Source organism: Pseudomonas fluorescens, from assembly GCF_902497995.1.
Lineage (GTDB): Bacteria > Pseudomonadota > Gammaproteobacteria > Pseudomonadales > Pseudomonadaceae > Aquipseudomonas > Aquipseudomonas fluorescens_BK.
Map to the genome: position 1 here is coordinate 76129 of NZ_CABVII010000024.1, position 24494 is coordinate 100622.

Sequence of the window (24494 nt, forward strand, 5' to 3'; positions counted from 1 at the left end):
GTATGGGTGTCAGGCCCATGTATGAGCATGAAAGATGAAGAAGGCGGCCCTTTAAAAAACCTGAAGCTCAAGGCCACACCACCTCATCCCCGAATTCGTCTTTATTGCCCGACAGCCTGAGTATGGGTTTACCCGCGGCCTCCACTTCATCGATCAACAAGTCGTATTCATGTGTGTTGGTGTTCCCCGCATGCGTAGAGGCTTCGATTCGTTCGGCCCGACTGCCGGCCTGGTCCTCGATGTCGTTTACTTTTGCTCCCTTGGTCAGGGATGAGTTCAACAGCCAGATCCGCTGTGCTTTCAGCCCTTTTTTGCTTACCGAAATCAATCCTTCGTAGTCATCGGAGGGAAACCAGGTGGGTGGTGTGGAGCGGGCCGCTGAATTGAACATCTGGTTTTCTTCATGAGGGACGACTTCCATGTTTCGGGTATCCAACGCATACAGAAACATTACCTTCTGTCGCTCTCTGGTGCGTACGTAGTTGCGTTCATGGTCCCAGGCGATCGGGCTTCCTGCATCCGACCAATCGGAGGATGCGCTGCTTTGCGTGTCACTGGTATCACTGGTGTCGCTGGTGTCGCTGTCCGAAGGCGTATTGTCAGTGCTTCTTCCGGGGTGTTTGTTGGTTTGCGTGTTGAATCGCAAGTACTCGGGGTCCGGAGCGCTGGCGTACATCAGGCCTTCCTTGAGGCTGAAGGTGGCGCTCATCGGCTTATGGGTGGTGGCGCCGGGTCGGTGGGCATAGCGAGCAAGCATGGCGTCGTCGTTCGCCAGTTCGAACGGAGTGCGCTCGTCGCCCCTGAACAGGGCCGGGACGTCAGTTCGATACAGGCACTTATTCTTGTTGCGCAGGTACCCCATTTTCGCCAGGAGCGCCTCGCGTAATTCGTGAGTCATGCTTGTTTCGGGGGCATACCAATCATGCCGCGCATTACGCCTGAGATTCAGCTCCTCGATGACATCGTTGCCGAGTTGATCGAGGCGGCGGGGGTTGCCGACATCTTCAGTTTGTTGTTTGTGCGTGTGTGCCCATTGAGGCATCGTCAGCTCGTTCTTCATGTGCTGTTGCAAGCGAGACAGCTGGCTCGGCAGCAGGTTGTAGGACTGCAAGAACCTCTGGCGTTCGTTTGGTGACATGGTCGGGTGCAGCCAGTGGAGTGAATCGCGCAACAGGTTAACGACTGGGTTGTCCGTTACATTCGGTTCGACCCATTGCGGGGGCTTGCCGGACAACTGCGCTTGAGCCCGAAAACGCTCGATGTCCTGACCATGAATCCCGTAGAGCTCCCAGATCTCTTGATCGGTCCAGTGCCTCAGGTGAGTGGGTTGCGAGCCGAATCCTCCGGCAGGAGGGTCGACCTTGATCCAGTTTCCGAAACTGTCTCTGAATGCAAATCGTGTGTCAGATTCATCCGGCCCGGACCTTGGCTTGAATTCGTAATAGCCCTGGGCGTCCGGCGAGCGCATCGATGCAGTGTAAAGTCTTTGGTTGATGTAAGCCGGCGTGTCGGTAGAGCGCGGCCGTTTAGGTGCGATGGTTGTAGAGGACTGCTCGCTGGTTGACGGCGCAGGCCGCTTGGGCGCGAAGCCACTGCCTGTCTGTTGGTCATGGTTGACCAGCTGATTTTCGCTGGTCTGCGCTGTCAGGCGCCAGGTCGGACTCCCATCGTTTTTATAAAGTACCGGGCCGGACGGGTTCTGTTCCGTCAGTAACTTCACTCGATAGGCACCGATAATTTCGTCAAGACCGGCATGGGCTGTATGCAGTACGCCTTCATGGACAACATCGACAAATTTGCGCCCGACAATCAAGCGGAAGCCGTCCGCGTCTGGTGCTTGCATGCCACGCAGAAAGTTGTCCGATAACCAGTATTTATTCAATGAGCTGGCGTTCTTCAGATGTCCGGCAGGTGTTCGAATGGGCAAGCTGGTTATTTCAATGGTGGGAGAGGGGGAGGCATCAACCCCGGGGCGTGGAGCATGACCCTGAGTTGACATCGACGAAGCCTCTGCATCGGAAGGCCAGGCGACTCGTGGCACATAGGTCGGGATGTTCAGGTCAGACCTTGTCGACGGCTCATTGGTTGATACAGGATCGTGCGGGGTAGTGACAGGTGGTTTACGTGGTGTTTTCGGGCTCATGTAAAACTCACTGTTAAATGGATTTATTAAGTAATGTATGTTTAATGGTATTTCCGTTGGGGGCAATTGCGCGCAATGTTCAGCGCAAGTTGGTTTTATTTAATGTACTTGATTTTTCAATTCATAAAGGTGCGGGTGTGAGGAAGTTCTGAATAAAAATGTAACTTCAATTATTGGATTTGTCGGGCTCAAAACAACGCAGTCGCGCTGGCGAAGTTCGGGTGTTGAGCGCAAGCGCCACTCTCATTGGAAAAAACCCTGGAGAGTGGCGAGGAGGGAGATCTGTAGTGTTATGGATGTACAGGGACGAACCGGAGTATTCAGTACGCGTACCGCAACATCGCATGCGGCAGATGGCGCAGGGCAAAGAAACTGAACAATGCCAACAGTGCTGGCAGGATCAGCCACCAGACCTTGAACGGCATGGCGTTGAGTGGCGTCTGACGCTGATTCAGCCACAAACTCGCGGCACACACGCACGCAGCCAGCATGGCGCCGGCCAGCACGTCGGTCGGCCAGTGCGCTCCCAGATAAACCCGCGACAAGGCAATCGACAGCGCCGGCAGGCAGGCCAGCAGCAGCCAGGTCAGGCGCATCCGTGGCGGCTGTCCGCGACCGGCGAGCACGGCCAGGGTCAGGAACAAGGCAAACGACCCCGAAGCGTGGCCGCTGGGCATGCTGTAGCTGGTCAATGGATCGCTCAGCACTTCCGGGCGTACCCGGGCGAAGAAATTTTTGGTCGCGGTATTGGCCAGGGCGGTGCAGAGCAGGGTGCCGCCGGCAAACAGCGCCTGGCGCCATTGCCGGCACAGCAATAGCAGGCCGGTGAGCAGGGCGCTGAACAGCAGCATGTTGCGGAACTCACCGATCAGGGTGAAGGTGACCGCCACTTCATCCAGCGTCGGGCTGCGGTGCTCCTGCACCAGGGCCATCACGCCCTGATCAAGAGCGGTCAAGTGCGGATAGCCGATGAACAGGCCGATCAGGATCAGCAGGCTCATGCAACTGATCCAGGTCGTCGCCCGGCGATGGCGGCGCAGGCTGCTGGTCGCGCTCAAGCCGACCATCACCGCGACACTGCCGGCGACGATGCCAGCCTGCAGCCAGAAACCTTCCGGCAACGGCAGGCGGATCGCCGCGCCGGTGGCCCACCCCGGCAGCAGATAGGCGACGCTCCAGCCGGCGGCGGCCAGCAGGCTGACGGCGGCGAAGCGCGGGAACGGCATGTCGAACATCCCGGCGACCATCGGCAGCATGGGGCGTAACGGCCCGATAAAGCGTCCGACCAGCAGGCTGGCGATGCCATAACGCTGGAAATAGGCCTCGGCCCCGGCGATCCATTCCGGGTGATGGCGCAGCCCGGGCAGACGCCGGATATTCTGATGGAAATGCCGCCCCACGAAGTAGGAAACAATATCGCCCAGCACGCCGGCGACGAACCCCAGCAGTAGTGTTTCGCTCAATGACAGCGCACCACTGCCGGCCAGAACCGCCACGGCAAACAGCAATACCGTACCGGGGACGATTAGCCCGGCAATTGCCAGGCATTCCACGAAGGCCACGATGAATACCGCAGCGGCCAGCCATTGCGGGTTGACCGTTAACCATCCGGTCACGCTATCGAGCCATGGGCCCATAAAGACAACTCCATAGAAATGTTCCAATCGGCCTCAAGGGACGAGCGTAATCTTAAAATCACCACAGGACCCCATGTGGGAGCGGGCTTGCTCGCGAATGCGGTGTGTCAGTCGCCATTGATGTTGCCTGACACACCGCATTCGCGAGCAAGCCCGCTCCCACATGGGGATACTTTTTACTTCCAGTCCGGGTGCATCTCACGACAGCAACAGATAATCGCGGCCTTCGACTTGCCCTCGTCGCAGCGGGTTGCGTGTGCAATAAGCGGCGTAGGCGGCATCGACGAAGCGGTACATCAGGTGTTCGTCACGTCCATGGGGGATGCCCAGGCGCGTGGTTTGAATGATGTGGGCGGGTGCCGGGCCGACGTCTTCCACCAGCAGTACTTCATGGTCGAAGCGTTTGGCGTCCCAGATCGGCACCTTCAGGCCCAGCGCCTTGCAGAGCAATGTCTGTCCGGCACAGAGCTTTTGCGAGGGACGAGGGCGGCCCTGGGCATCCGGATTGTTCAACAACATTTGCGCCAGGCTCGCCGGTCCGCTCAATTCATCGACCCAGGGATAGCCGGATTTGATCAACACCGCATTGCCGGGACCTTGGGCACTGAAGTTCAGGGAATCGCCGCCACGGGCGTAATACATATAGATGTGACCACCATCCAGAAACAAAGCCTTACGCTTTTCTGTGTAGCCAAGGGAAGCATGGCTGCCTTTTTCTTCGAAGTAATAGGCTTCGGTCTCGATGATTCGAGCGCTCAGCCAGAGTTCACCGACCCGATGCCGGATCACTTTGCCCAGTAATTCCCGGGCCAGCGTTTGGGCGTCTCGGTCGAAAAACGCGTCCGGGAGGGCCGTGGGCAGGCTCGTCGCGGACGCACGAACAGTCAGGTCGGTCATGATGAACGGCGTTTATCAGGGCTGAATGAGTCGTGATGATAACAATTTGCAGCTTAATCACGGCTGAACGTCGGCAAATTGCCCTCGATTTCGACCATCCGCCTGTCACCGCTGTTAGTCCCGGGACGCGACAGCTATAATCTGCCGCTTTACTCTTTACCAAGACCTTAGCAAAGACCACTCCAGACCATGACTGAGTCCGTTCTAGACTACATGACCCGTTTGGGTCGCGCTGCCCGCGAGGCTTCCCGCGTCATCGGCCGTGCCAGCACTGCGCAGAAAAACCGCGCGTTGCAGGCGGCTGCCCATGCGTTGGACGCTGCACGCGCCGAGCTGACAGCCGCCAACGAGCTGGATTTGGCTGCTGGCCGCGCCAACGGTCTTGAACCGGCCCTGTTGGAGCGTCTGGCGCTGACCCCGGAACGCATCGACGGCATGATCGTCGGTTTGCGTCAGGTTGCCGCGCTGCCGGATCCGGTCGGTGCGATCCGCGACATGAGTTATCGCCCCTCAGGGATTCAGGTGGGGAAGATGCGCGTGCCGCTGGGCGTGATCGGGATCATCTACGAATCTCGGCCAAACGTGACCATCGATGCTGCCAGCCTGTGCCTGAAGTCCGGCAACGCAACCATCCTGCGCGGCGGCTCCGAGGCCATCAACTCCAACCGTGCCATTGCCGCCTGTATCCAGCGCGGCCTGGCCGAGGCCGATCTGCCGGCGGCCGTGGTGCAAGTGGTCGAAACCACCGATCGCGCCGCCGTCGGCGCGCTGATCACCCTGCCTGAATACGTCGATGTCATCGTTCCCCGTGGCGGCCGTGGCCTGATCGAACGCATCAGCCGCGATGCGCGCGTGCCGGTGATCAAGCACCTGGACGGCATCTGCCACGTCTACGTCAGCGCCCATGCGGACCTGGCGAAAGCCCAGCGCATCGCGTTCAACGCCAAGACTTACCGTTATGGCATCTGCGGTGCGATGGAAACGCTGCTGGTGGATCAAGTCGTCGCCAAAGACTTCCTGCCATCGATGGCTGCACAGTTCCGCGAAAAAGGCGTCGAGCTGCGTGGCTGCGAACGTACCCGGGCGATCGTCGAGGCTGTTGCGGCAACAGAAGAAGACTGGAACACCGAATACCTGGCGCCGATCCTCTCGATCCGCGTGGTCGACGGACTGGGCCAGGCCATCGAGCACATTAACAAGTACGGCTCCCATCACACCGACTCGATTGTCAGCGAAAACCTGGCAGACACCCGACGTTTCGTCGCGGAAGTCGATTCGTCGTCGGTGATGATCAACACCCCGACATGCTTCGCCGATGGCTTTGAATACGGATTGGGTGCCGAGATCGGCATTTCTACTGATAAGCTGCACGCCCGCGGCCCGGTGGGTCTCGAAGGTCTGACCTGCGAGAAGTACATCGTGGTCGGTGATGGTCAGTTGCGCGGCCAGGCGTCGGTCTGACTTGGGCGACCTCAATCCGTCGGCCCCGGTGACCACCTGCGAACCTGCGCCTCGACGCATCGGCATGCTGGGTGGGACCTTCGACCCAGTGCACATCGGCCATTTGCGCGGTGCGCTGGAAGTCGCCGAATCGCTGGCGCTCGATGAGCTGCGCCTGACACCCAGTGCCAGGCCGCCTCATCGCGGTACGCCACAGGTGTCGGCCAAAGACCGTCTGGCGATGGTCGAGTGCGCGGTGGCCGGTGTGGCGCCGTTGGTGGTGGATGCCCGCGAATTGCAGCGGGACAAACCGTCCTACACCCTCGACACCCTGGAGCTGATGCGCGCCGAACTGGCCGCCCAGGACCAGGTTTTTCTACTTTTGGGCTGGGACGCATTTTGCGGCCTGCCCACTTGGCACCGCTGGGAAGAGTTGCTCCAGCATTGCCACATCCTGGTGCTGCAACGCCCGGATGCCGACAGCGAACCGCCGGATGCCTTGCGCAACCTGCTGGCAGCGCGCTCGGTGAGCGAACCGCTGGCCCTCAAAGGGCCGAGCGGACAGATTGCATTCGTCTGGCAGACGCCGCTCGCGGTATCCGCCACCCAGATCCGTCAACTGCTGGCCAGCGGTAAGTCGGTACGTTTCCTGGTGCCCGACGCGGTCCTGGCCTACATCGATGCGCACGGACTTTACCGTGCGTCGAACTGAAAAAGGGCGCGCTTCAAGGCACGTGATCACGTGTATCGAAGCGCCCGAACATACGAGCAAAACGAGTTTTATATGACTGACAAAGACCAAACCAAAGTAAAGCGCAAAGGCACGTTCAAGAGCGCTCCGCTGCCAGAAACAGTAATAGCCGGCCCGGCACTCCTGGGCGAAGAGCTGGTCAAGGTCGCCGTAGCGGCCCTGGAAGACGTCAAGGCCCAGGATATCCAAGTCATCGACGTTCGTGAAAAGCAGAGCATCACTGACTTCATGATCATCGCTACCGGTACTTCCAACCGTCAGATCGGCGCGATGCTGGATAAGGTCCGCGAGGCGGTCAAGGCCAGGGGCGTCAAGCCATTGGGTGAAGAAGGCAAGGGCGACAGCGACTGGGTGCTGCTGGACATGGACGATGTCATCGTCCACATGATGACCGCCTCGGCTCGTCAGTTTTACGACCTGGAGCGTCTGTGGTCCGGTGCAGAACAGAGCCGTGCTCTGAACGCGGCTCACCACAGCCCGGAAAACACCCATGAGCACTTCGTCAAGCTCAACAAAGACCAGCAATAAGGGACCACTGTGCGACTGCGACTGATCGCCGTCGGTTCACGCATGCCCAAGTGGGTGGAAGAAGGCTGGCATGAATATGCCAAGCGTCTTCCGTCCGAGCTGGCGCTGGAACTGGTGGAAATACCGCTCAACACCCGCGGCAAGAACGCCGACGTGGCGCGCTTCATCCGTCAGGAAGGCGAAGCCATGCTGGCCAAGGTCGGGCCGAACGAGCGTGTTGTCACCCTCGAAGTCCACGGCAAGCCCTGGAGCACCGAGCAGCTGGCGGTCGAGCTCGATCGCTGGCGGCTGGACTCGCGCACGGTGAATTTCATGGTCGGCGGCCCCGAAGGGCTGGCGCCGGAAGTCTGTGCCCGGGCCGATCAGCGCTGGTCGCTCTCGCCGTTGACGTTGCCGCACCCGCTGGTGCGCATTCTGATCGGCGAACAGCTGTATCGTGCCTGGACAGTCTTGTCCGGCCACCCTTACCACAAGTAGTTCTGCCCTCATGTCCCAGCCAATCCGCCTCAAGGACCACGAAAAAGACGCCCGTCTGGTGCGTGGCCGCGTCGTGTTCGGGGCAATTGCGGTGGTGACGCTGATCTGCGTGCTGATCGCGCGGTTGTATTTCCTTCAGGTGATTCAGTACGAGTACCACTCGACCCTGTCGGAAAACAACCGCGTCCATGTACAGCCGATTCCTCCGACTCGCGGGTTGATCTTCGACCGCAAGGGCGTGGTGGTGGCCGATAACCGGCCCAGCTTCAGCCTGAGCATGACCCGCGAACGCTCGGGCGATTGGCAGCAAGTGCTCGACGTGATCGTCGAAGTGCTGGAATTGACGCCCGAGGACCGGGTGATCTTCGAGAAACGCATGCGTCAGGGGCGTCGGCCGTTCGAGCCGGTGCCGATCCTGTTCGAACTGACCGAAGAGCAGATTGCCCGCATCGCGGTGAACCAGTTCCGCCTGCCTGGTGTAGAAGTGGTCGCTCAGCTGGTTCGTCACTATCCGCAGGGCGCGCACTTCGCGCACTCGGTGGGTTACATGGGGCGGATCAACGAGAAAGAGCTGAAGTCGCTCGACCCGGTGAGTTACAGCGGCACCCATCAAATTGGCAAAACCGGCATCGAGCGCTTCTACGAGCCGGAATTGCACGGTCAGGTCGGTTACGAAGAAGTCGAGACCAACGCTCGGGGCCGCGTACTGCGGGTGCTCAAGCGTACCGAACCGATTTCCGGCAAGGACATCGTGCTGAGCCTGGACATCAAGTTGCAGGAAGCGGCCGAGGCTGCATTGGGCGGTCGCCGTGGCGCGGTGGTGGCGCTGGACCCGAAAACCGGCGAAGTCCTGGCGATGGTCAGTCAGCCGAGTTTCGACCCGAACCTGTTCGTCACCGGCATCAGCTTCAAGGCCTATGCCGAGCTGCGTGATTCCATCGACCGGCCGCTGTTCAACCGGGTCCTGCGTGGCCTGTACCCGCCGGGTTCGACCATCAAGCCGGCGGTGGCGATTGCCGGCCTGGATGCCGGTGTCGTGACCGCCTCGAGTCGAGTGTACGACCCCGGCTATTACCAGTTGCCCAACTACGATCACAAATACCGTAACTGGAACCGTTCCGGTGATGGCTTCGTCGATCTGGACACGGCGATCATGCGTTCCAACGACACCTACTTCTACGACCTGGCTCATAAACTGGGGATCGATCGATTGTCGGCGTACATGGGCAAGTTCGGCATTGGCCAGAAGGTCTCGCTGGACATGTTCGAAGAGTCGCCCGGTCTGATGCCGACACGGGAATGGAAGCGGGCGACCCGGCGCCAGGCCTGGTTCCCGGGCGAAACCCTGATTCTGGGGATCGGCCAGGGCTACATGCAGTCGACTCCGCTGCAACTGGCCCAGGCCACTGCACTGGTGGCCAACAAAGGCGTCTGGAACCGGCCGCACCTGGCCAAGACCGTCGAAGGCGAGCGGCCCAAGGATGAGAATCCGATGCCGGACATCGTCCTGCGCGACCCGTCCGACTGGGCCAAGGTCAACCACGGCATGCAGCAGGTGATGCACGGCGCCCGGGGTACGGCGCGCAAAGCGGCGATCGGTGCGCAATACCGCATCGCGGGTAAAAGTGGTACGGCCCAGGTCGTCGCAATCAAGCAGGGCGAGAAATACGATCGTTCCAAGGTCCAGGAACGCCATCGTGACCATGCCTTGTTCGTCGGCTTCGCGCCGGCCGACAACCCGAAGATCGTGGTGTCGGTGATGGTCGAGAACGGCGAGTCCGGCTCCGGCGTTGCTGCACCCGTGGTGCGTCAAATCATGGACGCCTGGCTCCTGGACCAGGAAGGTCGGTTGAAAGCCGAATACGCCAGCCCTATCAGTGCGGAGGCTACGGCCCGTGAACAGTAATTTCGATCGCATTCTCTCCAGTGAGGATGTGATGCGTCGTCGTGCGACGCTGTTGCAACGCATGCACATCGACGGCCCGCTGCTGATCCTGTTGCTGACGCTCGCCGCCGGCAGCCTGTTCGTGCTGTATTCGGCCAGCGGCAAGAGCTGGGACCTGCTGGCCAAGCAAGCCACTTCGTTCGGCATTGGCCTGGTGTCGATGGTTGTCATTGCCCAATTCGAGCCGCGCTTCATGGCCCGCTGGGTACCGGTCGGTTATGTGATCGGCGTGCTGTTGCTGGTGGTGGTGGACGTGATGGGCCACAACGCCATGGGCGCCACGCGCTGGATCAATATTCCCGGGGTGATCCGCTTCCAGCCCTCGGAATTCATGAAGATCCTGATGCCGGCGACCATCGCCTGGTACCTGTCCAAGCGCACCTTGCCGCCGCAGCTCAAGCACGTGGGCGTCAGTTTGTTTCTGATCGGCTTGCCATTCATCCTGATCGTGCGTCAACCCGACCTTGGCACTTCATTGCTGATCCTGGGGGGTGGTGCGTTCGTGCTGTTCATGGGCGGCCTGCGCTGGCGCTGGATTCTCAGCGTGCTTGCCGCCGCCGTGCCGGTGGCTGTCGCCATGTGGTATTTCGTCATGCACGATTATCAGAAGCAGCGAGTCCTGACGTTCCTCGACCCGGAGAGCGATCCGCTGGGCACCGGCTGGAACATCATTCAGTCCAAGGCGGCCATCGGTTCCGGCGGCGTGTTCGGCAAGGGTTGGCTGCTGGGCACCCAGTCGCACCTGGACTTCCTGCCGGAAAGCCACACCGACTTCATTATTGCGGTCATGGGTGAAGAGTTCGGTCTGGTGGGCATCTGCGCACTGCTGCTGATTTATCTGCTGTTGATCGGTCGCGGGCTGGTCATTACCGCCCAGGCCCAGACATTGTTCGGCAAATTGCTCGCGGGCAGCCTGACCATGACATTTTTTGTTTACGTTTTCGTCAACATCGGTATGGTCAGTGGCCTGTTGCCGGTCGTGGGGGTGCCGTTGCCGTTCATTAGCTACGGAGGAACTTCGCTGGTGACGCTGCTGTCAGCGTTTGGGGTTTTGATGTCGATCCATACCCATCGTAAGTGGATCGCACAAGTTTGAATAAGGTGAAGATTTCAATGCAAGTAATGCGTGGCTGGGCGACTCGGTACGCGCCATGGGTCGGCCTGGTAAGCATCCTTGGCACAGCGCAGGACGCGTTGGCCGGCGATTACGAAGGCTCACCCCAGGTGGCCGAATTCGTCGGTGAAATGACTCGCGACTACGGTTTTGCCGGTGAACAGCTGATGGGCGTGTTCCGCGAAGCCGAGCGCAAGCAGTCGATTCTGGACGCGATCTCGAAACCCGCCGAGCGGGTCAAGCAGTGGAGCGAATACCGCCCGATGTTCATCACCGATGCGCGCATCGCCCGTGGTGTGGACTTCTGGCGTCAGCATGAGGCGGTACTGGCTCGCGCGGAACAGGAATACGGCGTGCCGGCGCAGGTTATTGTGTCGATCATTGGCGTTGAAACCTTTTTCGGGCGCAATACCGGAAATTTCCGGGTCGTCGACGCCTTGTCGACCCTGGGTTTCGACTATCCTCCCCGTGCCGAATTCTTCCGCAAGGAATTGCGTGAGTTCCTGCTGCTGGCCCGGGAAGAGCAGGTCGATCCGTTGACCCTCAAGGGCTCTTACGCCGGGGCGATGGGCTTGCCGCAGTTCATGCCGAGCAGCTTTCGCGCCTATGCGGTGGACTTCGACGGTGATGGCCACATCAATATCTGGAACAACCCGGACGATGCCATTGGCAGCGTCGGCAGTTACTTCAAACGCCACGGCTGGGTGGCCGGTGAACCCGTGGTCAGCCGCGCCGATGTGCGTGGCAATCAGGTGGACGAGGGTTTGACCACCGGTATCGAACCGACTAAAACCGTCGGGGAGTTGCGAGCGCTGGGGTGGTCAAGTCATGATGCGCTGCGCGATGATATGCCGGTCACGGCATTCCGCCTGGAAGGTGACAAGGGTCCTGAATACTGGATGGGCCTGACGAATTTTTACGCGATTACGCGTTATAACCGCAGCGTGATGTACGCCATGGCCGTACATCAACTGTCTGAACAGCTGGTCCAAGCACGGGGCGTCAAGTAATGCGGGCATTGCCTATGAATAAACCCCTGAAGCTGATGGCATGCGCCGCGTTGACGGTGCTGGTCGCCAGTTGTTCGACCAGCCGCTCGCCGACGCCAAAGTCTCCTTCTTCTTCTTCTTCTTCTTCCACCGCCGTGCGCGCAACGCCAGGCCTGGACATCAACCGCGCGCACAAAGACGGTGCGCCATGGTGGGACGTCGACGTATCGCGCATCCCTGATGCGACGCCGACCCTGCACAGCGGTCCTTATAAAGCCAACCCGTATACCGTGCTGGGCAAGACTTATTTTCCGCAGCAAGAATCCAAGTCCTACGTCGCGTCGGGCACGGCGTCCTGGTACGGCACCAAATTCCACGGCCAGAACACCGCCAATGGCGAGGTCTATGACCTGTACGGCATGAGTGCCGCGCACAAGACGTTGCCGCTGCCCAGTTACGTTCGGGTGACCAACCTGGACAACAACAAGACCGTGGTCCTGCGGGTCAACGACCGTGGACCGTTCTACTCTGACCGAATCATCGACTTGTCCTATGCCGCCGCCAAGAAGCTCGGTTATGCCGAAACCGGCACGGCGCGGGTCAAGGTCGAAGGCATCGACCCGCAGCAATGGTGGGCCGCCAAAGGGCGTCCGGCACCGTTGATGCTTAACGAGCCGAAAATCGCGCAAAATAACGCCCCGGTGATCACGGCTTCGGCCGGCACCGTGGAACAATGGACGCCACCGCCGCAGCAACACGCCGCGGCCGTCGTACCTGTGCCGATCGATGCCAAAAAAAACGCTTCTGCACCAGCCTCTGGCCAGTATCTGCAGGTGGGCGCGTTCGCCAACCCGGACGCTGCAGAACTCCTGAGATCGAAGCTCAGCGGGATGGTGAGCGCTCCGGTGTTCATCAGCTCGATCGTGCGTAATCAACAGACACTGCATCGGGTGCGCCTGGGGCCGATCGGCTCGCCGGGTGAAATCCAGCAAGTGCAGAACAGCGTGCGCCTGGCCAATCTCGGTTCGCCGAGCCTGGTCACCGCCGAGTAATACGTAGTACTTGATTGAGGGTTCGCTTGCGGTCTGGGGGGTGAACCTGGTTGTTGGCTCGTTGAAGAACAAAAGCCCGGCAAGGGTTCTGAGTGAACAACTGAACACGCGACAGCCTGTTAGAAAGCTGTCTGATTAGTTTTGCCTTTGGGCAGTTTCCATTAGCGATTTCGAGAGACGGATGAACATCACCACCTTTGCCAAACGCCTGTGCCTGCTAGTCCCGCTGCTCCTCTCGCCTGCCGCGTTCGCGGTCGAGATGATGCCGTCGCCACCACAACTGGCTGCCAAATCCTATGTGCTCATGGATGCCAGCAGCGGCAACGTGCTGGTGGAGAACAACGGTGACCAGCGTCTGCCTCCGGCCAGCCTGACCAAGCTGATGACCGCGTACATCGCGACCCTGGAAATCCGTCGTGGCCAGATCGGTGAAAACGATCCGGTGACCGTCAGCGAAAACGCCTGGCGCACCGGCGGTTCGCGGATGTTCATCAAGGTCGGCTCGCAAGTCACCGTCAGCGACCTGCTGCACGGCATCATCATCCAGTCGGGCAACGACGCCAGTGTTGCGCTGTCCGAGCACATCGCCGGCAGCGAAGACGCATTCGCCGACATGATGAACAAAACCGTGGCCGACCTGGGCATGACCAACAGCCACTTCATGAACCCGACCGGTCTGCCGAACCCGGAGCACTACTCGTCGGCTCACGACATGGCTGTGCTGGCCCGCGCGATCATCCACGAAGACCCGGCTCACTACGCGATCTACTCGCAGAAAGAGTTCTTCTGGAACGGCATCAAGCAACCTAACCGCAACCTGCTGCTGTGGCGCGACAAGACCGTCGACGGTCTGAAAACCGGCCACACCGACGAAGCCGGCTACTGCATGGTGTCTTCGGCGGTACGTGATGGCATGCGCCTGATCGCCGTGGTGTTCGGCACCAACAGTGAAGTGGCTCGTGCCTCCGAAACCCAGAAGCTGCTGACTTACGGTTTCCGCTTCTTCGAAACCCAGACCTTCTATCAGAAAGGCGCCGAGCTGGCTCAGGCTCCTGTCTGGAAAGGCACCACCAACCAGGTCAAGGCCGGCCTGGCCCAAGACCTGACCATGACCTTGCCCAAAGGCCAGCTGAAAAAGCTCGCTGCCAGCATGACCATGAACCCGCAACTGATGGCGCCAATCGCCAAGGGCGACGTGATCGGTAAAGTCGAAGTGAAACTGGACGACAAGGTGGTGCACAGCGCCGACCTGATCGCCCTCGACGCGGTCGACGAGGGTGGTATCTTCCGCCGCATGTGGGATAGCATCCGTCTATTCTTCTACGGCTTGTTCAACTGAATCAGTGTGGACCTGCATGGCCCCGCCCCGATCCGGAGCGGGGCCATGTCCGTTGCCACGGCTTACGAGGCCGTTACGCCATGACAGATACTGAAGTAAAGGCGCCAAAAATCGAATTCCCCTGCGCGGATTACCCGATCAAGGTAATCGGCGACACCGGTGTGGGTTTCAAGGACAAGATCATTGCGATCCTTGAGAAGCACGCGACCGTTGACCACAAGACCCTGGCCGAACGCCAGAGTACCAACGGCAAGTACACGACCATCCAGTTGCACATCATCGCCACCGGCCAGGAGCAGCTATACGACATCAACAGCGAGTTGCGGGCCACCGGTTTCGTGCATATGGTGCTGTGATGTCTGGCACGCTGGGCTTTCGCGAGCTTGGCCAGATGGCTTACGAGCCGGTCTGGCATGCCATGCAACGCTTTACCAACGAACGCGGCAGTGACGCCGCCGACGAGATCTGGCTGGTCGAGCACCCGCCGGTATTCACCCAGGGCCAGGCTGGCAAGGCCGAGCACTTGTTGCTGCCGGGGGATATCCCGGTGGTGCAGGTCGATCGCGGTGGTCAGGTGACTTACCACGGTCCGGGTCAATTGGTGGCCTATCTGCTGCTCGACGTGCGCAAGCTGGGTTTCGGCGTGCGTGACCTGGTCAGCCGCATGGAGCAGTGCCTGATCGAGCTGCTGGCCAGCTACGGCGTAACGGCTGCGGCCAAGCCGGATGCCCCGGGTGTCTACGTCGACGGGGCGAAAATCGCTTCTCTGGGTCTGCGGATCCGCCACGGTTGTTCCTTTCATGGCCTGGCCCTGAACGTGGATATGAACCTGGAACCGTTTCGACGGATTAATCCCTGCGGCTACGCCGGGCTGGCGATGACCCAGCTCTGCGATCACGCAGGATCGATTGAATTTGCCGAGGTAAGTGCCCGGCTGCGCGAGCAGCTCGTCAAACACCTCGACTATGCTGAGCAGACGACCCTAACGGGCGGAATCGACTGATATGACTACTGATGCAGTGCAAACCATGATCCCGACGCTGGATGTCACCGAGCGTCCGGCCCCGCGTGCCAAGGTTGAAGCCGGCGTCAAGCTGCGCGGCGCCGAGAAGGTTGCACGCATTCCGGTGAAGATCATCCCGACCACCGAACTGCCGAAGAAACCCGACTGGATTCGCGTGCGCATCCCGGTTTCGCCGGAAGTCGATCGCATCAAGGCCCTGCTGCGCAAACACAAGCTGCACAGCGTGTGCGAAGAGGCGTCCTGCCCGAACCTGGGCGAGTGCTTCTCCGGCGGTACCGCGACCTTCATGATCATGGGTGATATCTGCACCCGTCGCTGCCCGTTCTGCGACGTTGGCCATGGTCGTCCGAAACCACTGGACGTCAACGAGCCGCAAAGCCTGGCCATCGCCATCGCCGACCTGAAACTGAAATACGTGGTCATCACCTCGGTTGACCGCGACGACCTGCGTGACGGCGGTGCCCAGCACTTTGCCGACTGCATCCGCGAGATCCGCAAGCTGTCGCCGAACGTGCAGCTCGAAACCCTGGTCCCGGATTACCGTGGCCGCATGGACGTCGCACTGGAAATCACCGCCGCCGAGCCGCCGGATGTGTTCAACCACAACCTGGAGACCGTGCCGCGCCTGTACAAGGCCGCGCGTCCGGGTTCGGATTACCAGTGGTCGCTGACCCTGCTGCAACGCTTCAAGCAGATGATGCCGCACATTCCGACCAAGTCCGGCCTGATGCTGGGCCTGGGCGAAACCGACGAAGAAGTCATCGAAGTCATGAAGCGCATGCGCGAGCACGACATCGATATGCTAACCCTGGGCCAGTACCTGCAGCCGTCCCGCAGCCACTTGCCGGTCCAGCGTTTCGTACACCCGGACACCTTCGCCTGGTTCGCCGAGGAAGGTTACAAGATGGGCTTCAAGAACGTCGCCTCCGGCCCGTTGGTACGTTCCTCGTACCACGCCGACGAGCAAGCGAAGCTGGTCAAGGCCGAACTGATGTCGTCCTGATCGCGATGTGAAAAAGAGCCCGCAAGGATTCTCCTCTTGCGGGCATTTTTTTTGCCCGGCCTACACCCATTACAGTTTTTTCCTGCAACCTGCGGGGCGACTGACCCTCTTCTGTTTGTCCCCGTTCCTGACTACTGTGTGCTTGTCGCTTTCACGCAGGGAGATTCATGGATGACCGTTAGACCCACCCACACGCTTTGTCCTCACGCTCCGGTTCCGGCCCTGCCGTCGCAAGGGCTGATCGGCGTCATCGCGCCCGCCGGTCCCGCAGCGCTGGACACCGATAAAGCCATCGCCTGGATGCGCGCGCGCGGTTATTCGTTGCGGGTGTATCCCGGAGTGTACGAGCGCGATGGCTACCTGGCCGGTAGCGACGAGGTGCGGCTCAATGACCTGCACGCCGCATTTGCCGACAGCGAGGTCGATGCAATCATCTGTCTTCGCGGCGGTTACGGTACACCGCGATTGCTCGATCGCATCGACTTCGAGCTATTGCGCAGCAACGCCAAGCCGTTCATCGGCTACAGCGACATCACCGCACTGCACTTGGCGATCAGCCGTTACGCGGGCTTCGTGACCTTTCATGGGCCAATGCTCAATGCTGATCTGTTGGGTGACAAGCAAAAGCCAACCGAGTCGTCGTTTTTCAATATGCTCAGGGGGCAGATGAAGGCGGGCAGCGTACTGGCGCACCCAGTGGCCTGGCCGTTGACCACTCTTGAACCTGGCATCGCTCACGGGCGTTTGTTGGGGGGCAATCTGTCGATGATCGCCGCGACCATGGGTACACCGTACGAGATGGATGCCGAGGGGGTGATCCTGTTCATCGAGGACATCAACGAGCCTCTGTATCGCATAGACCGGCTGCTGACTCACCTGCGACTGGCAGGCACGCTGCGCAAGTTGCGGGGGGTGCTGGTGGGGGATATCGCGGGAGTGGATGGCGCTGCGCTGGAGCGGTTACTCAAGCAGACCTTTGCCTCGTTGCGGATACCGGTGCTGTCCGGGTGGCGCAGCGGGCATTGCGATCCGAACCTGATGTTGCCGATGGGGGCGTTGGTCAGACTGGATGCGGGGAATAAGGAATTGGTATTGGAGCAGGATGTGGTGGTCAAGCCCTAGAACCAGGTCGTCTGATAGTCAGTCTTCGCGGGCAAGCCTCGCTCCTACAGTTGATCTGTGTTGTTCACAGATCCCCTGTAGGAGCGAGGCTTGGTCTGGGCGGCATTCCGACGAAGCTTTTAGCGGTTACGCAGGCCTTCGAGCAGCCTGTGCGTCGGATACCCATCCGCCGGCCAGCCAAACGACTGCTGTGCACTGCGGATCGCCTTGCGGGTGTTGGCGCCGATGATGCCGTCGGCGGTGCCCGCATCGTAGTTCTGCGCGCTCAGCAGGCTTTGCAGTTCAATCCGCTCGGTACGGCTCAGCGGCATATCATCTTTTGGCCATGTGCCGCTGATCAGGCCGGCACCGTTGAAACGCTCGGATAACAGGCTGACGGCCAACGCGTAGGACGACGAGTTGTTGTACTTGAGGATCGCGCGGAAGTTGTCGAGGACCAGGAACGCCGGGCCGCTATAACCGGCTGGCAGCAGCAGGGCCGCGGACAGCTGTTCGGAGCCTGGCGGAACCTGGGCGCCATTGGGTAGCGTGACCCCCAGTTGCAGCCATTCGGCAACACTCTTGCGAATCGTGCCATCGGCCAGAACGTAGTTGAAGCTACTGGCCAGTTGTACTTCGAAGCCCCACGGCTGGCCTTTCTGCCAACCCGAGCTTTGCAGGTAGTGCGCCGTCGAGGCCAGTGCATCGGCGGGACTGCCCCAGATGTCGCGGCGGCCGTCACCGTCGAAGTCCACGGCGTGAGTGTTGTAGGTGGTCGGGATGAACTGGGTCTGGCCCATGGCCCCGGCCCAGGAACCGAGCATCGCCTCCGGTTCGATATCACCCTGTTGCAGGATTTGCAGTGCAGCAATCAGTTGCGCGTGGGCAAACCCGGGACGCCGGCCTTCATAGGCCAGGGTCGCCAGTGAGTTGATCACCGACTTGCTGCCCTGGAACTGACCGAAGTTACTCTCCATGCCCCACACCGAAACCAGTGCCTGACGATCGACGCCGTAGCGCTGCTCGATGCTTTGCAGGATGTCGGCATATTGGCTGACCAGCGCCTGGCCTTTGCGTACCCGCAGCGGCGACAGGGCGCCGTCGAGGTATTCCCACACCGGGCGGGAAAATTCCGGTTGGCTGCGGTCGGCGCGGATCACGCTGGTGTCCAGGCTGACATTGGCAAAGGCGCGGTCGAACAGATCGGCGCGGATGCCGGCGGCCAGAGCGTCCCGGCGAAAACCCGCCTGCCACTCGGCGAAGGTCTGGGTCGGCTGGATGTCGAGCTTGTCACCGGTCGGCACCACGGGCGGAATCACCGCAGGGGCTGTCGCAACGGGGAGGGTCTGAAGCGGTTGGGCGTCGGCGGCGGTCGGTTTTTCCGCGCAGGCGACTAGCAAAATGAGGCTGGAGGCAGCGATCAGTTGGCGAAGGTGCCAACGACGGGAAAGACAAAGGGGCATGCACAGGTCCAGGGAATACGAATCAGGTGCAGACCTTAACATGTTGAGCGATTGCTTGCCTTTCAGGCCGCCAGAAAGTAAGAAGCCTCCCAGTTGTCAGACTGGAAGGCTTCGCGGCGGTAGCTGCCTTTGCCTTTGCCGGCTCGTTCCTGACGGCTGCGGAACAGTGGCTGGGCGATGATGGATTTGGCCTTGTTCGGGCCATTTTTCGATGGCTTCTTGCTCATGAACAGCTCTCTTGTGTGAGGGGTTTTTGCGGGGAAAATAATCTGCCGAAGTTGTGGTTTTGTCTATAGGGCAAATGGATGCCTTTGTCTCTGCTGACTTCGGCTGCGGGCGGCGGAAATCGAGGCGTATCCAGAAAAATCCTGCGAAGGGTATGAATCCAGAGATCAACTTCTGTCGCAAATGCCCTTGCAACCCATCGTCAACAAGTGACGCGGGCTCGGCTATGATCCTGAGCGGACGATAAACGGTGGTCGGGTTTGCCGGTTTTTTCCGGCACATTGTGCGCGTTCGTAATGTTCATAGGTCGGCAACCCCTCCCCCGAATGAGTGGATTGCCGTATAACGAATGACTTTCGCGTGTTTGGTAATAAAGGACCCACAATAAAAGCTGATGAAGACTCCAAAACGCATTGAACCCCTGATCGAGGACGGTCTGGTCGACGAGGTGCTGCGCCCTCTCATGAGTGGTAAAGAAGCAGCTGTTTACGTGGTGCGCTGCGGTAACGAGTTACGTTGCGCGAAGGTCTACAAGGAGGCGAATAAACGCAGTTTCCGTCAGGCGGCCGAGTATCAGGAAGGTCGCAAGGTACGCAACAGCCGTCAGGCCCGGGCGATGGCCAAGGGCTCCAAGTTCGGCAAGAAAGAAACCGAAGATGCCTGGCAGAATGCCGAAGTGGCGGCGCTGTTCCGTCTGGCCGGTGCTGGCGTTCGGGTGCCCAAGCCTTACGACTTCCTGGAAGGCGTGCTGCTGATGGAGCTGGTAGCCGACGAATATGGCGATGCCGCACCGCGTCTGAACGACGTAGTGCTGGAGCCGGATCAGGCGCGCGAATACCACGCGTTCCTGATTTCGCAGATCGTGCTGATGTTGTGTACCGGTCTGGTGCACGGTGACTTGTCGGAGTTCAACGTACTGCTGACCCCGACCGGTCCAGTGATCATCGACTTGCCGCAGGCGGTGGATGCGGCGGGTAACAACCACGCGTTCAGCATGCTGGAGCGGGACGTGGGCAACATGGCGTCCTACTTCGGGCGGTTTGCCCCGGAGTTGAAGAAGACCCGGTACGCCAAGGAAATGTGGGCACTGTACGAAGCCGGCACCTTGCACCCGGCCAGTGCTTTGACCGGTGAGTTCGACGAGCCGGAAGAGTTGGCCGACGTTGGCGGCATCATGCGCGAAATCGAGGCCGCACGCCTCGATGAAGAACGCAAACAGGCGGTACGCGCCGCAGACGACGCACCACCTGGCAAGACCGAAGAACCGCCTCCGCCCTGGATGCAGTGACAGGTCAATAAAAACCCGGCTTCGGCCGGGTTTTTCATAGATGCCCTTTTTTGAAACCGCGTCGCCTGCATCGCGGCGTCAGACCAGACAACCCACAAGCGTCATACCCCACACTCAAAGATTGATTGTGAACGCCACTCGCAAACATTAATGATTAGGGACTGGCGATCAGGCATGAGCGGTCGCGGCGCAACATCCCGACTCAAGATTTTTGAGGATCGGGCAATCGGGACGGTGATCACCATGGCAGTGCTCGACCAGGTCCTGCAGCGTGTCGCGCAGTTGGCCGAGCTCGAGGATCTTGCGGTTCAGTTCCTCGATATGCTGACGGGCCAGGGCCTTGACATCGGCGCTGGCGCGTTGACGGTCCTGCCAGAGGGTCAACAATTTGCCGACCTCTTCCAATGAGAATCCCAGGTCACGGGAGCGCTTGATAAACGCCAGGGTGTGCAGGTCGTCGTCGCCGTACACTCGATAGCCACTGTCGGTACGATGGGCGGCCTTGAGCAGGCCGGTGGATTCGTAATAACGAATCATCTTCGCGCTCAGGCCGCTCTGGCGGGCCGCTTGGCCGATGTTCATGGGTTGTCCTCCAGATCCTTGGGTTTCCAGGTTTTCAACAGTAGCGCATTGCTCACCACGCTGACGCTCGACAACGCCATGGCCGCGCCAGCGAGTACCGGGTTGAGCAAACCTGCGGCTGCCAGCGGAATGCCAATCAGGTTATAGACGAAGGCCCAGAACAGGTTCTGCCGGATCTTCGCGTAGGTCTTGCGGCTAATGTCCAGCGCCGCCGGCACCAGCCGTGGATCATCGCGCATCAAAGTGATTCCGGCGGCGTGCATGGCAACGTCGGTGCCACCGCCCATGGCGATGCCGATGTCGGCAGCCGCCAGGGCCGGGGCGTCGTTGATGCCGTCGCCGACCATTGCCACGATCCCGGTTTTCTTGAGTGTGGTGACGGTGGCGGCTTTGTCGGCCGGCAGCACTTCGGCGTGGACATCTTTAATGCCGAGCGCCTCGGCGACCACTTTGGCACTGCCGCGGTTGTCGCCGGTCAACAGGTGGCTGCTGATGTTGCGTGCGCCGAGTTGTTGCACCGCTTGCAGCGCGCCGGCTTTGAGGGTGTCACCGAAGGCGAACAAGCCCAGCACTTTCGGCTCGGGGCTTTGCTCGATCAGCCAGGACAGGGTCCGGCCTTCGGTTTCCCATGCGCTTGCACTCTCAGCCAGTGGACCGGCGCTCAAACCGCTCTCTTCCAGCAGGCGGCGATTACCCAGCGCCAGCCGACGCCCATCGAGGGTGCCGGCAATGCCGCGCCCGGTCAGGGACTGGCTGTCACTGACATCGGCCACAGTCAAGCCACGTTCGGCGCAAGCGTCCAGCACGGCCTTGGCCAGTGGATGTTCACTGCCGCGCTGCAGGGCACTGGCCCTTTGCAGCAGAGCGGCTTCGTCAGCGTCGATCGCACTCAAATGGGCGATGCGTGGTGTGCCCGAGGTCAGCGTGCCGGTCTTGTCGAACACCACGGCGCTGACTTCATGGGCACGCTCCAGCGCTTCGGCGTCCTTGATCAGAATCCCGTAGCGCGCCGCCACACCGGTGCCGGCCATGATCGCCGTTGGCGTGGCCAGTCCGAGTGCGCAAGGGCAGGCAATCACCAGCACCGCAACAGCGTTGATCAGCGCCGTTTCCATCGGCGCCCCGTACAGCCACCAACCGATCAAGGTCGCCAACGCGATCAGCAGCACCGTCGGGACGAATACCTGGCTGACTTTATCCACCAGTTTCTGGATCGGCGCCTTCGCCGCTTGAGCGTCTTCCACCAGGCGGATGATCCGCGCCAGTACCGTTTCCGCGCCCAGGGCCTGGGTGCGAATCAGCAACCGGCCTTCGCCATTGATTGCACCGCCGGTGACCTTGTCGCCGGGCTGTTTCGGCACCGGCAGGCTTTCTCCGCTGATCAGCGCTTCATCGGCGTGGCTCTGGCCTTCGACGACTTCGCCGTCCACCGGGAAGCGCTCGCCGGGTTTGACCATGACCAGATCATTGAGGTGCAGGGCGCTGATGGCGACGTCTTGCTCACGGCCGTCGATCACTTGGATCGCTCGCTCCGGACGCAAGGCTTCGAGGGCGCGGATGGCGCTGGCGGTCTGGCGCTTGGCGCGGCTTTCCAGGTATTTGCCCAGCAATACCAGCGCAATCACCACCGCCGAGGCTTCGAAGTACAGGTGCGGCGTGCGCCCGGCGGCGGTGGCCCATTCATAGAGACTCAAGCCATAACCGGCGCTGGTGCCCAGCGCCACCAGCAAATCCATGTTACCGGCACCGGCACGCACGGCTTTCCACGCGGCGATATAAAAACGCGCACCGAAGATGAATTGCACGGGCGTCGCCAGCGCGAATTGCACCCAGGCCGGGAACATCCAGTGCACGCCGAAGGGTTGCAGTACCATCGGCAACACCAGCGGCAAGGCGAGGGCGATCGCCATGATCAAGGCCCAACGCTCGCGGTGCAGGCGCTGTTGCTGATGGTCGGTTTGCGGGTGTTCGACTTCCCAAACGCTGGCGCCGTAACCCGCCTTGGACACGGCGGCGATCAAGGCCTGCGGCTCGACTTGGCCGAGCAACTCGAGGTGGGCGCGTTCGTTGGCCAGGTTGACGCTGACACTCTTCACCCCTGGCACCTTCGCCAGCGTACGTTCGACCCGGCCGACGCAGGAAGCACAGGTCATGCCGTCGATACTCAACTCCAGAGTCTGCTGCGGCACGCTGTAGCCGGCTTGGTGCACGGCGTCCATCAGGGCCGGCAGACTGTCGCTGGGCGCTTGAACCCGGGCCTGCTCGGTGGCGAGGTTGACGCTGACGGCACTGGCGCCGATGACTTTGCTCAAGGCCCGCTCGACACGCCCGGCGCAACTGGCGCAGGTCATGCCGGCAATCGGCAGATCGAAAGTGGTGGATTCGGACATCGGTCGCGCTCCCTGTAGAAGATACCTACAGGATCAACCTTGCCATGCGGGCAAGGTCAAGCACCATTCTGAAAATAGCTGCATGCTTGATTTGAGTGGGGCTGGATGATCGCGTCGCCCCCTTCGCGAGCAAGCCCGCTCCCACTTTCGATCGAGTTCTTTCAGAGAGAATGCGATTAAATGTGGGAGCGGGCTTGCTCGCGAAGGGGCCATATCATTCAACATCGAAGCCGAATGTCAGTATCCGAGGGCTGCAGGCTTCAAATACATTCCCTCCTGCGTCATCGCAATCCGGAACTTCAACACGTCCCCGGCCTTGAGCGTGACGCTCTGCGAGCCCGGCACCAGCATCCCCGGATTGCAACCCGGGGCCTGTCCCGGCAGCAGTTTCAGGCGCAGGGACACGCTGCCCGGCGGCAGGTTGAACGAGGTGCTCTGTTCCTGGAACAGCCGCGCTGCCAACTGGTCCTGGATGTACACGCCGATCTCGCAGGAGGTCGCGACTTCCAGGCGCTCGCGGGAGATGATCAGCACGCCATAGTCCTCCCCGGCGGCGTGTACCGCAGATGTCGCGGCAAACAGGCTGATGAAGCCAAGCAGGCTGAAAGCTGACCAGCGCATGGCTGAATCTCCTGAAGTCGAATCACTGATGGACGCAGCTTGGCCGAGCGCGGCGACGATTGCCAGTCCGGCCGTTTGCCGCAGAACTTGACCTTGCCATGGTGGCAAGCTCCAGACTGCTCGCCATCCACTCAAGGAGTCATCCCATGCAAGTGTTCAACGTTCAAGGCATGTCCTGCGGTCACTGCGTCAAAGCCATCACTGAGGCGCTGCAAGCGAAGGATCCGGCGGCTAGCGTACGGATCGATCTGGCAGCGAAAGAAGTCGGGGTCGAGAGTGCGTTGACGGCGGATCAGGTGATCGCGCTGATGACCGAAGAAGGCTACGAAGCGAAAGTCGCCTGAGATCAAGCGCGACCCCCTGTAATTGGATGGACTCGCCCACGCCGAGGCGTCAATGCGCCACGGTGGCAGTCTAAACAGCCAACGACAGCGAGGGCGAGTCCATGAAAAAGCATACTTCGATTGATCAATCATTGTCTTCTG

The 24494-nt window shown here is 60.5% G+C and carries 23 protein-coding genes; 15 read left to right on the top strand and 8 right to left on the bottom strand.

What is annotated here, in order from left to right:
• Nucleotides 1-67: 67 nt before the first annotated feature.
• From F8N80_RS24550 to F8N80_RS24560, 3 genes are all read right to left on the bottom strand, one after another.
• Nucleotides 68-2143, bottom strand: coding sequence for a hypothetical protein (locus tag F8N80_RS24550; RefSeq protein WP_150784874.1), 2076 nt, complete (start codon nt 2141-2143; stop codon nt 68-70).
• A gap of 320 nt (nt 2144-2463) precedes the next feature.
• Nucleotides 2464-3780: a bifunctional DedA family/phosphatase PAP2 family protein gene (locus tag F8N80_RS24555; protein WP_150784875.1), complete on the bottom strand. Its 1317-nt coding sequence runs from the start codon at nt 3778-3780 to the stop codon at nt 2464-2466.
• A 198-nt stretch (nt 3781-3978) separates the two neighbouring features.
• Nucleotides 3979-4677 (bottom strand): DNA-3-methyladenine glycosylase, encoded by a 699-nt coding sequence (locus F8N80_RS24560; RefSeq protein WP_150784876.1) that lies wholly within the window; start codon nt 4675-4677, stop codon nt 3979-3981.
• A 189-nt stretch (nt 4678-4866) separates the two neighbouring features.
• On the opposite strand from F8N80_RS24560, the gene F8N80_RS24565 reads away from it, so the two are divergent.
• From F8N80_RS24565 to F8N80_RS24625, 13 genes are all read left to right on the top strand, one after another.
• The gene (locus F8N80_RS24565) at nt 4867-6138 is read left to right on the top strand and encodes a glutamate-5-semialdehyde dehydrogenase (RefSeq protein WP_150784877.1); all 1272 of its coding nucleotides are present in this window, start codon (nt 4867-4869) and stop codon (nt 6136-6138) included.
• A gap of 64 nt (nt 6139-6202) precedes the next feature.
• Nucleotides 6203-6829 carry a nicotinate-nucleotide adenylyltransferase gene (nadD, locus tag F8N80_RS24570; protein WP_191632975.1) on the top strand — a complete coding sequence of 209 codons (627 nt, stop codon included), beginning with the start codon at nt 6203-6205 and terminating at the stop codon, nt 6827-6829.
• A 72-nt stretch (nt 6830-6901) separates the two neighbouring features.
• Complete coding sequence (rsfS, locus tag F8N80_RS24575) at nt 6902-7396, top strand: ribosome silencing factor (protein WP_150784878.1); 495 nt, start codon at nt 6902-6904, stop codon at nt 7394-7396.
• 9 nt (nt 7397-7405) lie between these two features.
• On the top strand, nt 7406-7873 hold the full coding sequence (gene rlmH / locus F8N80_RS24580; protein WP_007937439.1) for a 23S rRNA (pseudouridine(1915)-N(3))-methyltransferase RlmH: 468 nt from the start codon (nt 7406-7408) through the stop codon (nt 7871-7873).
• Nucleotides 7874-7883: 10 nt separating this feature from the next.
• Nucleotides 7884-9779: a penicillin-binding protein 2 gene (gene mrdA / locus F8N80_RS24585; RefSeq protein ID WP_150784879.1), complete on the top strand. Its 1896-nt coding sequence runs from the start codon at nt 7884-7886 to the stop codon at nt 9777-9779.
• 31 nt (nt 9780-9810) lie between these two features.
• The gene (gene rodA, locus F8N80_RS24590; protein WP_191632976.1) at nt 9811-10914 is read left to right on the top strand and encodes a rod shape-determining protein RodA; all 1104 of its coding nucleotides are present in this window, start codon (nt 9811-9813) and stop codon (nt 10912-10914) included.
• A gap of 17 nt (nt 10915-10931) precedes the next feature.
• Nucleotides 10932-11942 carry a lytic murein transglycosylase B gene (gene mltB / locus F8N80_RS24595; protein WP_150747293.1) on the top strand — a complete coding sequence of 337 codons (1011 nt, stop codon included), beginning with the start codon at nt 10932-10934 and terminating at the stop codon, nt 11940-11942.
• A complete protein-coding gene (locus F8N80_RS24600) occupies nt 11942-12973 on the top strand; it encodes a septal ring lytic transglycosylase RlpA family protein (protein ID WP_150784881.1) in 1032 nt (343 codons plus the stop codon). The genes mltB and F8N80_RS24600 overlap by 1 nt, the downstream gene beginning before the upstream one ends.
• Nucleotides 12974-13154: 181 nt before the next feature.
• A complete protein-coding gene (locus F8N80_RS24605; protein ID WP_150747295.1) occupies nt 13155-14312 on the top strand; it encodes a D-alanyl-D-alanine carboxypeptidase family protein in 1158 nt (385 codons plus the stop codon).
• A gap of 80 nt (nt 14313-14392) precedes the next feature.
• On the top strand, nt 14393-14668 hold the full coding sequence (locus F8N80_RS24610; RefSeq protein WP_008152827.1) for a DUF493 domain-containing protein: 276 nt from the start codon (nt 14393-14395) through the stop codon (nt 14666-14668).
• On the top strand, nt 14668-15315 hold the full coding sequence (gene lipB / locus F8N80_RS24615) for a lipoyl(octanoyl) transferase LipB (protein ID WP_150747296.1): 648 nt from the start codon (nt 14668-14670) through the stop codon (nt 15313-15315). Before F8N80_RS24610 ends, lipB begins: the two co-directional genes overlap by 1 nt.
• A 1-nt stretch (nt 15316) precedes the next feature.
• The gene (lipA, locus tag F8N80_RS24620; protein ID WP_007894397.1) at nt 15317-16339 is read left to right on the top strand and encodes a lipoyl synthase; all 1023 of its coding nucleotides are present in this window, start codon (nt 15317-15319) and stop codon (nt 16337-16339) included.
• 171 nt (nt 16340-16510) lie between these two features.
• A complete protein-coding gene (locus tag F8N80_RS24625; RefSeq protein WP_150784882.1) occupies nt 16511-17461 on the top strand; it encodes a S66 peptidase family protein in 951 nt (316 codons plus the stop codon).
• A 119-nt stretch (nt 17462-17580) separates the two neighbouring features.
• Here the strand turns inward: F8N80_RS24625 and F8N80_RS24630 are convergent, their stop codons facing one another.
• Both F8N80_RS24630 and arfA read right to left on the bottom strand, forming a co-directional pair.
• Nucleotides 17581-18903: a lytic murein transglycosylase gene (locus tag F8N80_RS24630; protein ID WP_150747298.1), complete on the bottom strand. Its 1323-nt coding sequence runs from the start codon at nt 18901-18903 to the stop codon at nt 17581-17583.
• Nucleotides 18904-18965: 62 nt separating this feature from the next.
• Nucleotides 18966-19130 (bottom strand): alternative ribosome rescue factor ArfA, encoded by a 165-nt coding sequence (arfA, locus tag F8N80_RS24635; protein WP_017340991.1) that lies wholly within the window; start codon nt 19128-19130, stop codon nt 18966-18968.
• Nucleotides 19131-19522: 392 nt separating this feature from the next.
• On the opposite strand from arfA, the gene F8N80_RS24640 reads away from it, so the two are divergent.
• Nucleotides 19523-20416 carry a PA4780 family RIO1-like protein kinase gene (locus tag F8N80_RS24640; protein ID WP_150747300.1) on the top strand — a complete coding sequence of 298 codons (894 nt, stop codon included), beginning with the start codon at nt 19523-19525 and terminating at the stop codon, nt 20414-20416.
• A gap of 168 nt (nt 20417-20584) precedes the next feature.
• Here F8N80_RS24640 and cueR read toward each other — a convergent pair whose 3' ends face one another.
• The 3 genes from cueR to F8N80_RS24660 form a co-directional block, all read right to left on the bottom strand.
• Nucleotides 20585-20998, bottom strand: a complete 414-nt coding sequence (gene cueR, locus F8N80_RS24645; protein WP_150747301.1) for a Cu(I)-responsive transcriptional regulator — start codon at nt 20996-20998, stop codon at nt 20585-20587.
• On the bottom strand, nt 20995-23388 hold the full coding sequence (locus F8N80_RS24650; protein ID WP_150784883.1) for a heavy metal translocating P-type ATPase: 2394 nt from the start codon (nt 23386-23388) through the stop codon (nt 20995-20997). The genes cueR and F8N80_RS24650 overlap by 4 nt, the downstream gene beginning before the upstream one ends.
• Before the next feature lie 237 nt (nt 23389-23625).
• Entirely contained in the window at nt 23626-24009 is a 384-nt protein-coding gene (locus F8N80_RS24660) for a hypothetical protein (protein ID WP_150747304.1), read from the bottom strand.
• 146 nt (nt 24010-24155) lie between these two features.
• On the opposite strand from F8N80_RS24660, the gene F8N80_RS24665 reads away from it, so the two are divergent.
• Nucleotides 24156-24353, top strand: a complete 198-nt coding sequence (locus tag F8N80_RS24665; RefSeq protein ID WP_150747305.1) for a heavy-metal-associated domain-containing protein — start codon at nt 24156-24158, stop codon at nt 24351-24353.
• The last annotated feature ends 141 nt before the right edge of the window (nt 24354-24494 follow it).

Excerpts from the sequence above, each read along its gene's own strand:
- F8N80_RS24650 (WP_150784883.1), bottom strand. The coding sequence starts at position 23,388 with ATGTCCGAATCCACCACTTTCGATCTGCCGATTGCCGGCATGACCTGC.
- mltB (WP_150747293.1), top strand. The coding sequence starts at position 10,932 with ATGCAAGTAATGCGTGGCTGGGCGACTCGGTACGCGCCATGGGTCGGC.
- F8N80_RS24630 (WP_150747298.1), bottom strand. The coding sequence starts at position 18,903 with ATGCCCCTTTGTCTTTCCCGTCGTTGGCACCTTCGCCAACTGATCGCT.
- cueR (WP_150747301.1), bottom strand. The coding sequence starts at position 20,998 with ATGAACATCGGCCAAGCGGCCCGCCAGAGCGGCCTGAGCGCGAAGATG.
- lipA (WP_007894397.1), top strand. The coding sequence starts at position 15,317 with ATGACTACTGATGCAGTGCAAACCATGATCCCGACGCTGGATGTCACC.
- nadD (WP_191632975.1), top strand. The coding sequence starts at position 6,203 with ATGCTGGGTGGGACCTTCGACCCAGTGCACATCGGCCATTTGCGCGGT.
- rsfS (WP_150784878.1), top strand. The coding sequence starts at position 6,902 with ATGACTGACAAAGACCAAACCAAAGTAAAGCGCAAAGGCACGTTCAAG.
- rodA (WP_191632976.1), top strand. The coding sequence starts at position 9,811 with ATGCGTCGTCGTGCGACGCTGTTGCAACGCATGCACATCGACGGCCCG.
- F8N80_RS24605 (WP_150747295.1), top strand. The coding sequence starts at position 13,155 with ATGAACATCACCACCTTTGCCAAACGCCTGTGCCTGCTAGTCCCGCTG.
- F8N80_RS24555 (WP_150784875.1), bottom strand. The coding sequence starts at position 3,780 with ATGGGCCCATGGCTCGATAGCGTGACCGGATGGTTAACGGTCAACCCG.
- F8N80_RS24660 (WP_150747304.1), bottom strand. The coding sequence starts at position 24,009 with ATGCGCTGGTCAGCTTTCAGCCTGCTTGGCTTCATCAGCCTGTTTGCC.
- mrdA (WP_150784879.1), top strand. The coding sequence starts at position 7,884 with ATGTCCCAGCCAATCCGCCTCAAGGACCACGAAAAAGACGCCCGTCTG.
- F8N80_RS24665 (WP_150747305.1), top strand. The coding sequence starts at position 24,156 with ATGCAAGTGTTCAACGTTCAAGGCATGTCCTGCGGTCACTGCGTCAAA.
- F8N80_RS24550 (WP_150784874.1), bottom strand. The coding sequence starts at position 2,143 with ATGAGCCCGAAAACACCACGTAAACCACCTGTCACTACCCCGCACGAT.
- F8N80_RS24560 (WP_150784876.1), bottom strand. The coding sequence starts at position 4,677 with ATGACCGACCTGACTGTTCGTGCGTCCGCGACGAGCCTGCCCACGGCC.
- F8N80_RS24640 (WP_150747300.1), top strand. The coding sequence starts at position 19,523 with ATGAAGACTCCAAAACGCATTGAACCCCTGATCGAGGACGGTCTGGTC.
- F8N80_RS24625 (WP_150784882.1), top strand. The coding sequence starts at position 16,511 with ATGACCGTTAGACCCACCCACACGCTTTGTCCTCACGCTCCGGTTCCG.
- F8N80_RS24600 (WP_150784881.1), top strand. The coding sequence starts at position 11,942 with ATGCGGGCATTGCCTATGAATAAACCCCTGAAGCTGATGGCATGCGCC.
- lipB (WP_150747296.1), top strand. The coding sequence starts at position 14,668 with ATGTCTGGCACGCTGGGCTTTCGCGAGCTTGGCCAGATGGCTTACGAG.
- arfA (WP_017340991.1), bottom strand. The coding sequence starts at position 19,130 with ATGAGCAAGAAGCCATCGAAAAATGGCCCGAACAAGGCCAAATCCATC.
- F8N80_RS24565 (WP_150784877.1), top strand. The coding sequence starts at position 4,867 with ATGACTGAGTCCGTTCTAGACTACATGACCCGTTTGGGTCGCGCTGCC.
- F8N80_RS24610 (WP_008152827.1), top strand. The coding sequence starts at position 14,393 with ATGACAGATACTGAAGTAAAGGCGCCAAAAATCGAATTCCCCTGCGCG.